The organism is Modestobacter sp. DSM 44400, assembly GCF_900107175.1.
In the GTDB taxonomy this organism is placed as follows: Bacteria; Actinomycetota; Actinomycetes; order Mycobacteriales; family Geodermatophilaceae; genus Modestobacter.
On record NZ_FNOZ01000009.1, the window covers coordinates 40,840 to 52,969 of the forward strand.

Here is a 12,130-nt window from a genome sequence, read left to right on the forward strand (position 1 = left end):
CTGGCGGGGGCGCCGGACGGTCGCGTCCGGGCGCTCAGATGCCGGCGTAGGTGGAGTACTGCTGGAAGTCCTCGCGCCAGCCACCCTGCCCCTGCCCGATGTCGCTGAGGTCCTCGACGAACTCGATGCCGCGCAGCCACTTCACCATCTTGAAGCCGAGCTGGGTCTCGGCCCGCAGACGGACCGGTGCCCCGTGCTCGACGGGCAGCGGGACCCCGTTCATCCCCACCGCCAGGATGGTCTGCGGATCGGCGGCGAGGGCGATCTCCAGGCTGCCGTAGAAGTGGCCGTACCGGTCGGCGTGCTCGTCGGTCAGGCCCTTGTCGTCCATGGCGTAGAAGACGATGAAGCGGGCGCTCGGCAGCGGCTTGACCAGCTCGAGCACGCGGGACAGCGGCACACCGCTCCACTCGGCGATCCCGGTCCAGCCCTGGATGCAGTTGTGGTCGGTGGTCTGCGACTGGACACCCAGCGCCGTGAGCTCCGGCAGCGACAGGGACACCGGTTGCTCGACCAGGCCACCCACAGCCAGCCGGTAGTCCGCGAAGCCGTCGGCAGCCAGCGCGTCGTACGCCGGGTCGGTCGGCGGGTAGCCGTTGACCCGGAAGTACGGCGAGATCTTCCGCCGGCGCTGGTGCTGGTGCGAGCGGGCAGCCCGGGAGAGCGCGTGCTCCAGTGGGTGCACGATCGCGCCGAGGAGGTGCTGGGTCGAGCGCTTGCGTCGCAGGGAGAAGACCGTCGCGACCGCGTGGACCACGATGATCAGCGCGATGAGGCCCAGGCCGATGACCAACCCGACCGTGTGGTCGGCCAGTTCGCTCCCCAGCGTGATGAGGGTGAGTTCCTTCGGCAGCCCGTGAATCACCACGAGGAACGTGTGCAGGACCACGAAGCCGGCGAAGGCGACCAGGCCGAGGAAGTGCAGGCTGCGCGCCCCCTGCTTGCCGCCGAAGAGCTTGCCGTACCAGGGGAAACGGCTCAGCACCGCCGGTGACATGGCCGCCCCGGTGGCGATCTGGAACGGCGCGAGCAGGAACACCACCACGAAGTAAGCCAGCTTCTGCGCCGGCTCGTAGGGCTCGCCCGGGATCGGTTTAGGCAGCTGGAAGTGCAGATAGGTGCCGACGGCCTTGATGCTGTCGGGGAAGATGTCCCAGCCGGTGGGCACCATGTACCGCCACCACCCCGAGGTGAACATCAGCAGGACGTAGACCGCCCCCGTCAGCACCCAGAACGGCACGGTCGCGAAGTGCCAGTGGCGGCCCAGACCCAGGTTCTTCTTGCCGGGCAGCGCGACCACCGATGACCAGGACTCCTCCTCGTTCTCACCGGACCACATCCGGCGGGAGTCGGCTCCGAAGTTCTTCTTCGAGAACCGCGCCCACTCCCGTCCGGGCGTGCAGTCGTCGCGCGCGTACATCTTTGGGAAGGCAGACAGCACCTCCATGCCGGAGCGAGCCATCAGCAGCAGGAACAGCACGTTCAACCAATGGGTGATGATCACGAAGACCGGTGTCTCGGGCATACGGTCAGCCCGGGGTGTGCGCCCGGGCGTGCTGGTCCAGCCGCTCCCGCTGGGGCACCACGGTGTAACGGGGATCCCGGGCCGACTGCTGACCGGCCTCGAACAGCCCGAACCGGGTGCACACCGACCCGGCCAGCAGGGAGACCCCGGCCAGCGCGGAGACGTCCCGCCGCCGGCGGCCGACCGCGGCCAGGGCGGCTCCTGCCGTGGTGAACGCCTTCGCTGCCTTCAGCAGGGTTCCCGCGCGTCCCTCGTGCAGCGGCTCCACGGTCACCCCCATCCCGGACTCCATGGTGTGGCTGGCCGCCAGGTCCAGCGCCGCACCGGCGATCGCCATACGGCGGGCCGGACCTGCCTCCTGCGGCGACGCCAGGATCAGGCCCATCCCCCCGGCGGCTGCGGAGGCGCTGCCGACGAAGACCAGCGGCAGGTCCCGGCGGGCCGCGTGCCAGGTGGGCGTGGCGGTGTCAGCGAGCAGCACGGCGGTGTAGGAGGCCACCGCGGGCCCGAGCCCGGCGGCGACCAGGCCGGCTGCCCGGCCGACGGTCGGCAGCCGCCGCCCCAGCACGCTGCGGCGCATCCGGCGGGAGAGGAACGGGGTGGCCTCGCTGACCGCTGCCAGCCCGGCCATGGGTCCGTACGCGGTGAGGATCCAGGTACCGACGCTCATCGGCGAGGTGGCCTTGGCGACCCGCAACATGTGGTGGAAGCGCGCCGGCCGCCCGAGGTCGTGCACCAGCGCATAGAAACTGCCCGAGAGAGCACCCAGCGCGGCCAGTCGGGCGCCACGCCGCAGCATCGGCCGTCCCGACAGGTCGGCTCCGGCGCCCAGCAGCGACGATCCACCGGCCAGCCCACCCATGAACAGGTAGGCCGGGATGTCCGCCGTCCAGGGGGACGGCTTGACCACCGGGCGCCCGTAGTAGGAGGTGAAGTTGGCGTCGGGGACCATGCTCAGCTCGCCGCGGCCGCGCCGGCGACGTGGCCGGTTTCCGTTCGACGACCGGGTGGTGGGTGTCGAGGTCACCGGTTGCCCCTTTCCCGGGCGAAGACGGCCACGCCGCCGGCCAGCATCGTGACCGCGGCCAGGACGGCGCGGCGCCACATCTCCGGGAGGTCCCGGGTGGTCACCACCGGGTCCGGCGGCAGCCCGTACACCTCGGGCTCGTCGAGCAGCAGGAACATGGCACCGGTTCCACCGACGCCGTCGTCCGGGTCGTGGCCGTAGAGCCGGGCGCCGGTCTCACCGGCGGCCACCAGCTGGTCGACGCGCACCTGCGCCCGTTCGCGGAGCTCATCGAGATCGCCGAACTGGATCGACTTGGTCGGGCATGCCTTGGCACAGGCGGGCTCCAGGTCGCCCTTGAGGCGGTCGTAGCAGAGGGTGCACTTCTGGGCGAGACCAACGGCGTCGTTCCCGGTGGGGCCCTCCCGCTTCTCGATGACCCCGTACGGGCAGGCCGGCACGCAGTACCCGCAGCCGTTGCAGACGTCGTCCTGGACGACGACGGTGCCGAACTCCGTGCGGAACAGGGCACCGGTGGGGCAGACGTCCAGGCAGGCGGCGTGCGTGCAGTGCTTGCAGACGTCGGACTCCATCAACCACCGGAACGGGGTCGCCGTACCGGCATCCCCCTCCGCTCCCGGCAGCACCGTCCCGGGCATCCCGAGGTCGACCTGCGTCCGGGTCGAGGGCGCCGGCGAGGTGGCCATGCCGCCGGCCAGGGCCAGGGCGTCGACCCCCTCATGCTGCAGGTTGGACTCCTGGCCGCCCAGCGACTTCGGCTGCTCGATGAAGGCGACGTGCCGCCAGGTCGAGGCGCCCAGCCCCTGGGTGTTGTCGTAGGACATCCCGGACAGCTCGAGGCCGTCCTCGGGGACCATGTTCCACTCCTTGCACGCCACCTCGCAGGCCTTGCAGCCGATGCAGATGCTGGTGTCGGTGAAGAAGCCCTTGCGTGCCGGCGGCTGGTCGTAGCCCAACTGCGCCGCCGGGTTGCTGCTCCTGTGCGTCGTCGCGGTCATCGCCGGTTCGCCTCGGTCCCCGTCAGTTCGTCGATGCCGGCACGCTGCCGGTAGCCGGCCACGTACTCCAGCAACTGCGGCCCGCGCGGGCGCCGTCCCGGCTGGATATCGCAGGTGGCCGCCTTGGTCTCCTGGATGTGCACGTTCGGGTCCAGCGCGATGGACACCAGCTCGTTCGCCGCGTCACCGGTTGTCAGCCCGTTGGACCCCCAGTGGTACGGCAGCCCCACCTGGTGGATCGTGCGGCCCCGGACCGTCAGCGGGGTCATCCGCTCGGTGACCAGGACCCGGGCCTCGATCGCCGTCCGGGCCGTCACGATCGTCGCCCAGCCGAGGTGCTCCAGCCCCCGCTCCGCCGCGAGCTCAGGGCTGATCTCGCAGAAGAACTCCGGCTGCAGCTCGGACAGGTAGCTTTGGAACCGGCTCATCCCCCCGGCCGTGTGGTGCTCGGTCAGCCGGTAAGTGGTGAACACGTAGGGGAAGACGTCACTGCCCGGCTTGTCTCCGGAGGGGTGGTACCGGTTGTCCGGCCGGGAGTGGGTCTCCCGGGCCGGGTTGCTCTGCTGGGCGTAAAAGGCGTTCTCGAACGGCGACTCCTCCGGCTCGTAGTGCGCCGGCATCGGCCCGTCGGTAAGACCGGCGGGCGCGAACAGCCACGCCTTCCCGTCACTCTGCATGATGAACGGGTCGGTGCCCCGTAGCGCGTCCTCCGCCTTGGCCCCGTCCGGCGGCTGGTAGTCCGGGCGCTTGGTCGGCTGGAAATCCGGCACGTCGTGCCCGGTCCACTTCCCCTGGTCCTCGTCCCACCAGACGTAGGCCTTGCGCTCGCTCCACGGCTTCCCGGCCGGATCGGCCGAGGCGCGGTTGTAGAGGATCCGCCGGTTCGCCGGCCAGGCCCAGCCCCACTCGGGGGCGACCCAGCTCTGCTCCTGGCCGGGCTTGCGCCGGGCGGCCTGGTTCTCCCCGTCGGCGTACACCCCGCAGTAGATCCAGCAGCCACAGGAGGTGGAGCCGTCGTCCTTCAGCGCGGTGTAGGCCGACAGTGGGTTGCCGTCGGCGTCCCGGCCGTTGATCTCGGCGAGGACGGTCTCGGCACTCGGCTCGGCGACCGGGCCTTCGGTGGGGTAGTCCCACGTCAGGTCCAGCAGCGGGCGGTCCCGCGGGTCGGTCGAGCCGGCCAGCTTCTCCCGGATGATCCGGCCCAGGTGGTAGTAGAACCACAGCTCGCTGCGGGCGTCCCCTGCCGGCTCCACCGCCTGGTGGTGCCACTGGAGCATCCGCTGGGTGTTGGTGAAGCTACCGCTCTTCTCCGTGTGCGCGGCGGCAGGCAGGAAGAACACCTCGGTGCCGATGTCCTCGGTGCGCATCTCGCCGGTCTCGATCTCCGGCCCGTCGAGCCACCAGGTGGCGCTCTCGATCATCTGGAAGTCCCGGACAACGAGCCAGTCCAGGTTGGCCATGCCCCGGCGTTGCATCTTGGCGTTGGCCGAGCCGACCGCCGGGTTCTCCCCGACGACGAAGTAGCCGCCGCCACCTTCGTCGATCTGACGCATCACGGTGTTGTAGGTGCCGTGGTCGCCGGTGAGCCGGGGCAGGTAGTCGAAGCAGTAGTCGTTATCCGCCGTCGCCGCATCCCCCCACCAGGACTTCAGCAGGCTGATCGTGTAAGCGGGCATGTTGCCCCAGTAGCCCTTCGTGCCGGCGTCCGCCTGGACGAAGTCCGCCAGGTTCTCGTGCCGATGGGCGTGCGGCATCGGGATGTAGCCCGGCAGGATGTTGAACAGCGTCGGGATGTCGGTGGACCCCTGGATGCTCGCGTGGCCGCGCAGCGCCATGATCCCGCCGCCGGGACGGCCGATGTTCCCCAGCAGCGTTTGGAGGATGGCCGCCGTCCGGATGTACTGGACGCCGACCGTGTGGTGGGTCCAGCCGACCGCATAGACGAACGCCGTCGTCCGATCCCGGCCGGAGTTGGCCGTGATCGCCTCGGCCATCTGCCGGAACACGTCCTGCGGGACGCCGCAGACCTCCTCCACCATCTGCGGGGTGTACCGGGCGAAGTGCCGCTTGAGCACCTGGAACACCGAGCGCGGGTGCTGCAGGGTCTCATCCCGCTCCGGGTCGCCACTGATCGACGGTCCCCCGCTGCCGTGGCTCTGACCGCCGCCGCTCCGCTGCTGCCCCTCGGAGGAGTCCTCACCGGCGCGGTCGCTGTACTGGGCGTCCCGGTGACCGGCGGCTGCGGCGACCTCGCTCCCCTCGTACTGCCAGCTGGACGGGTCGTAGATGTGCTTGTCGGCGTCGTAGCCGGAGAACAGGCCGTCGAGGTCCTCGGTGTCGCGGAAGTCCTCGCCGACGAGGGTCGCGGCGTTGGTGTAGGCGACGACGTACTCGCGGAACTCCTTGCCCTCGGACAGCACGTAGTTGACCAGCGCGCCGAGCAGGGCGATGTCACTGCCGGCGCGCAGCGGCACGTGCAGGTCGGCGACCGCGCTGGTCCGGGTGAACCGCGGGTCGACGTGGATGACCTTCGCGCCCTTGGCCTTGGCCTCCATCACCCACTGGAAGCCCACCGGGTGGCACTCGGCCATGTTCGAACCCTCGACGACGATGCAGTCGGAGTTCTGCAGGTCCTGCTGGAAGGTCGTGGCGCCGCCACGGCCGAACGAGGTCCCCAGACTGGGGACCGTGGAGGAGTGCTATATGCGGGCCTGGTTCTCGATCTGGATCGCGCCCATGGCGGAGTAGAGCTTCTTCATGAGGTAGTTCTCCTCGTTGTCGAGGGTCGCCCCTCCGAGGCTCGCTATCCCCATGGTGCGGTTGACCCGCTTGCCCTCGGCCTCGTCCTGCCACGTCTCACGGCGGGTCTTGATCACCCGGTCGGAGATCATGTCCATCGCCGTCTCGAGGTCCAGGTCCTCCCATTCCGCCCCGTGGGGACGGCGGTACTTCACCTGGAACTGCCGCGACGGGCCGGTCACCAGCTGCTTGCTGGCCGAGCCCTTCGGGCAGAGGCGACCGCGGGAGACCGGGCTGTCCGGGTCGCCCTCGATCTGGGTGACCCGGCCGTCTTCGACGTAGACGTTCTGCCCGCACCCGACCGCGCAGTACGGGCAGATGCTCTTGACCACCTTCTGCGCGGTCTCCGTGCGCGGGCGCAGGTCCGCGCTGTGTCGCGACTGCGCGGCAGCCCCGAGAGCCTGGGGATCACCGCCGCGGAGCTGGCGGAGGACCGGCCACTGCAGGGCGGTGGTGCGCAGGTTCATGGACCTTCTCCTTCGTTCCAGGGCGCAGTCGGCAGACCATTGGTGTGCGGCAACTGTCGCCGGACCGAAAGATAGAGCGCCCGTCGCGACCGCGCCACTCCACGGACCCGAGCCGCCGAGGGGAAGGCGGCCGGGTTGGTTCAGGCCCGGTAGTTCACGTGGACGTGGTCCCAGTGGTTCGCCGTTGCACTCCCTCGGTCTTCCATCGGCGTCCACGAGCCGGTCGGCGAGGAGAGCATCCGCTGCTGCCAGATGACGTGCTCCACGCCGAGGAAGTCCCAGTGCTCGATCTGGTACTGCGCGATAGCGTCGCCGAGGACGTCGTCGGAGCCGACCATGTAGTCCAGTGCCAGCCCGGACGGGTGACCGTTCGGATCGGCCGCGCCGGCCCGGATGCCCCCGATGGTGATGCCGTCGGCGCCGAGTACGTGGGAGACGTCGTCAGCGGCGGCGTGCGCCTGCGGCTTCACGTTCCCAGCGCTCCTGCTGATCCGGGCGGACCGTGCCGGCCGACGCTGCGGTGGTCGCAGGAGGCGGCCCCTCGGCCTGGTCCTGCGCTGTGCCCTCGGCGGCGGCCCGGCTCGCAGCCTCGGCCTCGGCGCCGGTCGAGCTCGGGCTGGTCCGTGGCGGCCTGCACCTGCTGCGCCGCGGTCTGCGCGGCCTCGCGGGTGCCGCGGCTGGCTGCCAGCTCCTCGAACGGCCGCAGGTCCTGGGTCACGTCGACCGGGCCCGACCGGGCGGACAGCCGAGCTGCTGAGCGACGCTGACCGACTGCGCCCTGCCGGTGTCGGCGTGCGCCCTCGGGTCGGCGCCGACGAGGACGTTCACCAGCACGGCGCCGGCCACGGCGGCGCCCAGGTAGACGGCGGACGGCGGACGGCGGCGGGCGGGCGGACGGCGGCGGCGGCGGCGGCGGCGGCGGCGGCGCAAGTGGGCGGCCCGGCCGGTGGCGGTGCGGGGGTCCATGGGGGTGCTCCGACGGGTACGGGCGCAGCAGCACACGCCCCCGGTGGACGGCGGGCCACGGCAGGTGAGCGAGCGGCGGGACGGGCGGGACGCATCAGCTGCGCGAGCGCACCCGGGTCCTGGGTTCCCGACTCGCCCCGCAGGACGACTCGGCGGCGTCTCCTCGGACTCCCCGGCTGGGGACATGACGACCGACCAAACCCGGCCACGGTAGACGCGTTGTGCAATCGCGACAATCAGCGACCGCGGAGGCGGTTTTGCTGTCTGGGGAACGGCGGCGTACAGGTCGGACCGCTCGGGACAGGCCACGTGGATCTAGGCTGCCGCGCATGGCAATGACGCCGTGGTGGCAGCGCGGCGCCATCTACCAGGTCTATCCGCGCTCGTTCGCCGACGGCAACGGGGACGGCGTCGGCGACCTGCCCGGTCTCCGGGCGCACCTGGACCACCTGTCGGAGTTGCACGCCGAGGCGGTCTGGCTGTCGCCGGTCTTCCCGTCGCCGATGGCCGACTTCGGCTACGACGTGGCCGACTACTGCGACGTCGACCCGCTGTTCGGCACCCTCGCCGACCTCGACCAGCTCATCGCCGACTGCCATGGGCGCGGCATCCGCGTCGTCCTGGACTGGGTGCCCAACCACAGCTCCGACCAGCACCCGTGGTTCGTGGAGTCCCGGTCCGGCCGCGAGCACCCGCGCCGGGACTGGTACGTCTGGCGGGACGGCGCCGCGGACGGGGGCCCGCCCAACGACTGGCGGTCGGAGTTCGGCGCGGTCGGTCCGGCCTGGAACTTCGACGAGGGCACCGCGCAGTGGTACCTGCACTCCTACACCCCGCAGCAGCCCGATCTGAACTGGGAGAACCCCGCGGTCGAGGCCGCGATGCACGACGTCGTCCGGTTCTGGCTGGACCGCGGCGTGGACGGTCTCCGGATCGACGCACTCCAGCGGCTGGCCAAGGACCCGCTCCTGCGCAGCAACGCCGGCTCCACCCGTCGCCACGACCAGGACTGGCCGACCGTGCACGAGCGCCTCCGTGCCATCCGGCGGGTGGTCGACGAGTATCCGGACCGGATGATCGTCGGTGAGGTGTACCTGCTCGACGTCCAGCGGGTGGTCGACCACCTCAGCGGTGGCGACCAGCTCCACCTGGCGCACAACTTCGTCTTCCTGCACCTCCCGTGGGACGCCGGCGCCTTCCGCACGGTGATCGAGGACTTCCAGCGGCTCGCGGAGCCGGATGCCTGGCCCGCCTGGTTCCTCGGCAACCACGACCACTCCCGGATCGCGACGCGGTACGACGATGGCGGCCACGGGCCGGCCCGAGCGCGGGCCGTCGCGCTGCTGCTGACCGCGCTGCGCGGCACGCCGTTCCTCTACCAGGGGGACGAGCTGGGGCTGCCCGACGCCGTCGTCCCGCCGGACCGGGTCGTGGACGTCGACGGCCGGGACCCGGAGCGGGCACCCCTTCCGTGGCGCCCGCCGTCGGTCGCCGGCCCGGGGGCCGGGTTCTCCACCGGGGAGCCGTGGCTGCCGGTGGTCGAGGACGCCGAGCAGTTGTGCGTGCAGCGCCAGGCGGCCGATCCCCGGTCCATGCTGTCGCTCGTCCGCCGGCTGGCCGCGCTGCGCGCCGCCTCCCCCACCCTGCAGTCGGGTGGGCAACAGGTCCTGGACGCCGGCCCCGGCGTCCTCGCCTGGCTGCGCACCGGGGACGGCGAACGCCTGCTGGCCGCGGTCAACTTCGCGGTGGAACCCCGGCGCCTGACCGGCGACGCCCTGCCCGGCGGCGAGTGCACCGTGCTCCTCTCCACCGACCCGGAGTGGGCGCCGTCGTCCGTCGCCCCGCGCAGGTCCGCCGTCCGGGACCTCACGCTGCAGCCCAGCGAGGCGGTCCTGCTGCGGCTTCCCGCCTGACCGACCGTCAGAAGCCGAAGCGCTCCTCGTGCAGCTGTTCGGGCGGCAGCCCCGCCTCCCGCGGCGACCGGCCCACCGCGGCCATCACCGGCGGCGACGCGCACAGGTACACGTCCCGACCGGTCAGGTCGGGAACGAGACGCTGGAGTTCCGTGGCGGAGAGGGCCGCACGGTCCGGGCCCAGGAGGTAGGCCACCCGGGCGCCTCGTCGGGCCGCGATGTCGTCAAGTTCGTGTCGGAACAGCAGGTCCTCGAGGGTGCGGGCCCGGTACAGCAGCAGCAGGTCCTCCCCCGGGCCGAGTGCCAGTGTCTCGAAGAGCGCGCGCATCGGGGTGATCCCCACCCCGCCCGCGATCAGCAGTACGTTCCGGTGGGTCCGGCGCGCGGAGGTCACCGCGCCGTACGGCCCTTCGGCGATCACCCAGGTGCCCACCGGGACGTTCTGCAGATCGCGGGTTCCGTCGCCCAGGGCCTTCACGGTCAGGCGCAGCGTCGTGGCCGTCGGCGGGGCGGACAGCGAGAACGGGTGCGCGTTGAGCCAGTGGTCAGGGGTGAGGAACCGCCACCGGAAGAACTGGCCGGACTCGGCGCGCAGCTCCTCCAGGTGCTGGCCTTCGACGGTGATCGAGACGACCCCCGGTCCCTCCGTCCGGATCACGTCGACCCGCAGCCTGTGCCGGGCCGCCTGCCGTAGCGGGGTCAGCACCCGATGACGCAGCGCGAGGGCGAACACGTGGGTGTAGGCCAGCGCCCAGCCGATCTGCAGGACGAGGTGCCCGGCGAGGTCCGGGCCGGCGAGCATGTGCCCGAAGGACAGCGCGATCGCCACGTACATCAGCAGGTGCAGCCCGTGCCAGGTCTCGTGCCGCACTCGCTTGCGGGCGGCCCGTGCGGAGACCGCGGCGGCGCCGTCGCCGCCGGCAGCGCCGGCATGCCCAGCACCTCCCAGGCACCGGCGAGCACGCCCTCGTTGCGCGCCTGCGCCCAGGCCGCGATGGCCGCGCCCCCGTGCACCACCACCAGTCCGACGACGGCCCGCCCGCCCCGGGCGTGCCAGCGCGCGAGGACGTCCGCTCCGATGCCCTGCTCGAGCGCCGGCGTCCGGGAGACGAACAGGAGCAGGACGAGGACGCCGTAGCCGGCGAGCATGCCGCAGACGTGCGCGAGAACGGCCATGAGTGACAGCCCCGGTCCCAGCGCTGCGAGGACCAGGGGCCACGTCGAGACCGTGAGCACGCCGAGGCCCAGCGCCGTCAGGACGGTGGCGCGGTCGAGGAACCGCGGACGGACGGCCCGGACCGGGACGTCTGCCCGGATGGTGGACGTCATCGTCCACCAGCCCGGCGCGGCCGCTGGTCGTCCGGCTCGGGAACCACCGGGGCATCGGGAACCACAGGCACGACAGCGTCGGCCGGCTGGACCTGGACAGCGGGCGCCGGCGCAGCCACCGGGGAGACCTCCGGCGCGCTGACGCCGAACCAGAGACCGAGCACGGTCGCGACGGTCAGGAGGAGAAAGGACCGCCGGCCCGGCGCTGTGCCGGCGTCCACGTGCCGCCCGGTCACCTCCGGGCCCCCCTGCTGACCCGGCGGGTGATGCGGTGCCGGTCCTTGTCGGTCACGGAACTCCTCTGCTGACATGGGACACCACGCCGTCCGCGAGGGGACTGGGCTCCCAGCGATCGCCGGCCATGGGCCGGCTGTGAGTCGTGTCGGTCGCCGGCCCGCCCCGGACGGGCAGGGCGGGGGTCGGTGGACACGACTCCATCGTGGCCAGCCGCGCGCCGTCCGTCGTCGTCCCGGCGCAGGCTCTGCCGACTACCGCAGTCGCAGTACCGGGCCAGGACCGCACAGCCGACGCCCAGTCCCCGCACCGGTTGCGGCCGGTGCGGCGGCGCACGCCCGGTCATGGACGACGACTGGCAGCACGGACTCCCCGCCCCGGGCCGGAGCGGGCAGCTGCTGCTCGACCGACGCCCTCCCGAGCGACTCGCGATCGTGCACCGCGGGTCGCTCGCGGGGAGGAGCTGAACGACCTGCCTGCTGGCGTCGCTGGCCGGAGTCGCCCTGCTGACGCTGCCCCCCAGGACGGGGCTGGACCTGGGGGTCGCCCTTCGGAGAGCTGCGCTGGTACCTCAGCGGTCTGGACTCGACCGCGACGATGCTGCAGCTGGCCGGCAACCTCGCCCTGTTCGCGGTGCCGTCGGCGCTGGCCGTGCGCTGGCCGGCGCTCGGCCGGATCCGCCGGCTGACCGCCGTGTCCCTGGCCACGGGCGCCGCCATCGAGCTGCTGCAGTGGGCGTTGCCGCTCGGCCGGGTCGTATCCCCGCTGGACGCCGTCCTGAACACCGCCGGCGCCGTCGCCACCGGGCTGGTCGTCGCCCACGTCCGCCGGAGAACCGTGGCAGGGTCGTAGCGCTGAACCGGCGCGACGCT

Annotated in this window: 9 protein-coding genes and 1 pseudogene; 2 read left to right on the top strand and 8 right to left on the bottom strand. The window is 72.0% G+C overall.

All coding sequences use genetic code 11. The features are described 5' to 3' along the window. Positions 1-34: 34 nt before the first annotated feature. The 6 genes and pseudogenes from BLW04_RS08170 to BLW04_RS28240 all read right to left on the bottom strand — a co-directional run bounded on the left by BLW04_RS08170 (position 35) and on the right by BLW04_RS28240 (position 7,782). Positions 35-1,525 (bottom strand): molybdopterin-dependent oxidoreductase, encoded by a 1,491-nt coding sequence (locus BLW04_RS08170; RefSeq protein ID WP_091538443.1) that lies wholly within the window; start codon positions 1,523-1,525, stop codon positions 35-37. 4 nt (positions 1,526-1,529) lie between these two features. Further along, positions 1,530-2,552, bottom strand: coding sequence for an NrfD/PsrC family molybdoenzyme membrane anchor subunit (gene nrfD, locus BLW04_RS08175; RefSeq protein WP_217630912.1), 1,023 nt, complete (start codon positions 2,550-2,552; stop codon positions 1,530-1,532). After that, the gene (locus BLW04_RS08180) at positions 2,549-3,550 is read right to left on the bottom strand and encodes a 4Fe-4S dicluster domain-containing protein (protein WP_091538449.1); all 1,002 of its coding nucleotides are present in this window, start codon (positions 3,548-3,550) and stop codon (positions 2,549-2,551) included. Before BLW04_RS08180 ends, nrfD begins: the two co-directional genes overlap by 4 nt. Continuing rightward, positions 3,547-6,816: pseudogene (gene fdh, locus BLW04_RS08185) on the bottom strand (formate dehydrogenase). Before fdh ends, BLW04_RS08180 begins: the two are co-directional and overlap by 4 nt. 140 nt (positions 6,817-6,956) lie before the next feature. Further along, the gene (locus tag BLW04_RS28235; RefSeq protein WP_254781174.1) at positions 6,957-7,286 is read right to left on the bottom strand and encodes a VldE C-terminal domain-containing protein; all 330 of its coding nucleotides are present in this window, start codon (positions 7,284-7,286) and stop codon (positions 6,957-6,959) included. Positions 7,287-7,530: 244 nt separating this feature from the next. Next, a complete protein-coding gene (locus tag BLW04_RS28240) occupies positions 7,531-7,782 on the bottom strand; it encodes a hypothetical protein (protein ID WP_254781175.1) in 252 nt (83 codons plus the stop codon). A 329-nt stretch (positions 7,783-8,111) separates the two neighbouring features. Between BLW04_RS28240 and BLW04_RS08200 the strand changes: the two genes are divergently transcribed. Then, entirely contained in the window at positions 8,112-9,695 is a 1,584-nt protein-coding gene (locus BLW04_RS08200; protein WP_254781176.1) for an alpha-amylase family glycosyl hydrolase, read from the top strand. Between the two features lie 7 nt (positions 9,696-9,702). Here the strand turns inward: BLW04_RS08200 and BLW04_RS26590 are convergent, their stop codons facing one another. Then, entirely contained in the window at positions 9,703-10,566 is an 864-nt protein-coding gene (locus BLW04_RS26590; RefSeq protein WP_175483954.1) for a ferredoxin reductase family protein, read from the bottom strand. After that, positions 10,530-11,024 carry a hypothetical protein gene (locus tag BLW04_RS26595; RefSeq protein WP_175483955.1) on the bottom strand — a complete coding sequence of 165 codons (495 nt, stop codon included), beginning with the start codon at positions 11,022-11,024 and terminating at the stop codon, positions 10,530-10,532. The genes BLW04_RS26590 and BLW04_RS26595 overlap by 37 nt, the downstream gene beginning before the upstream one ends. A gap of 831 nt (positions 11,025-11,855) precedes the next feature. Here BLW04_RS26595 and BLW04_RS08215 point away from each other — a divergent pair. Beyond that, positions 11,856-12,110, top strand: coding sequence for a VanZ family protein (locus BLW04_RS08215; protein ID WP_254781177.1), 255 nt, complete (start codon positions 11,856-11,858; stop codon positions 12,108-12,110). Positions 12,111-12,130 lie beyond the last annotated feature (20 nt).

Excerpts from the sequence above, each read along its gene's own strand:
- BLW04_RS08215 (WP_254781177.1), top strand. The coding sequence starts at position 11,856 with ATGCTGCAGCTGGCCGGCAACCTCGCCCTGTTCGCGGTGCCGTCGGCG.
- BLW04_RS26595 (WP_175483955.1), bottom strand. The coding sequence starts at position 11,024 with ATGACGTCCACCATCCGGGCAGACGTCCCGGTCCGGGCCGTCCGTCCG.
- BLW04_RS08180 (WP_091538449.1), bottom strand. The coding sequence starts at position 3,550 with ATGACCGCGACGACGCACAGGAGCAGCAACCCGGCGGCGCAGTTGGGC.
- BLW04_RS08200 (WP_254781176.1), top strand. The coding sequence starts at position 8,112 with ATGGCAATGACGCCGTGGTGGCAGCGCGGCGCCATCTACCAGGTCTAT.
- BLW04_RS08170 (WP_091538443.1), bottom strand. The coding sequence starts at position 1,525 with ATGCCCGAGACACCGGTCTTCGTGATCATCACCCATTGGTTGAACGTG.
- BLW04_RS28240 (WP_254781175.1), bottom strand. The coding sequence starts at position 7,782 with ATGGACCCCCGCACCGCCACCGGCCGGGCCGCCCACTTGCGCCGCCGC.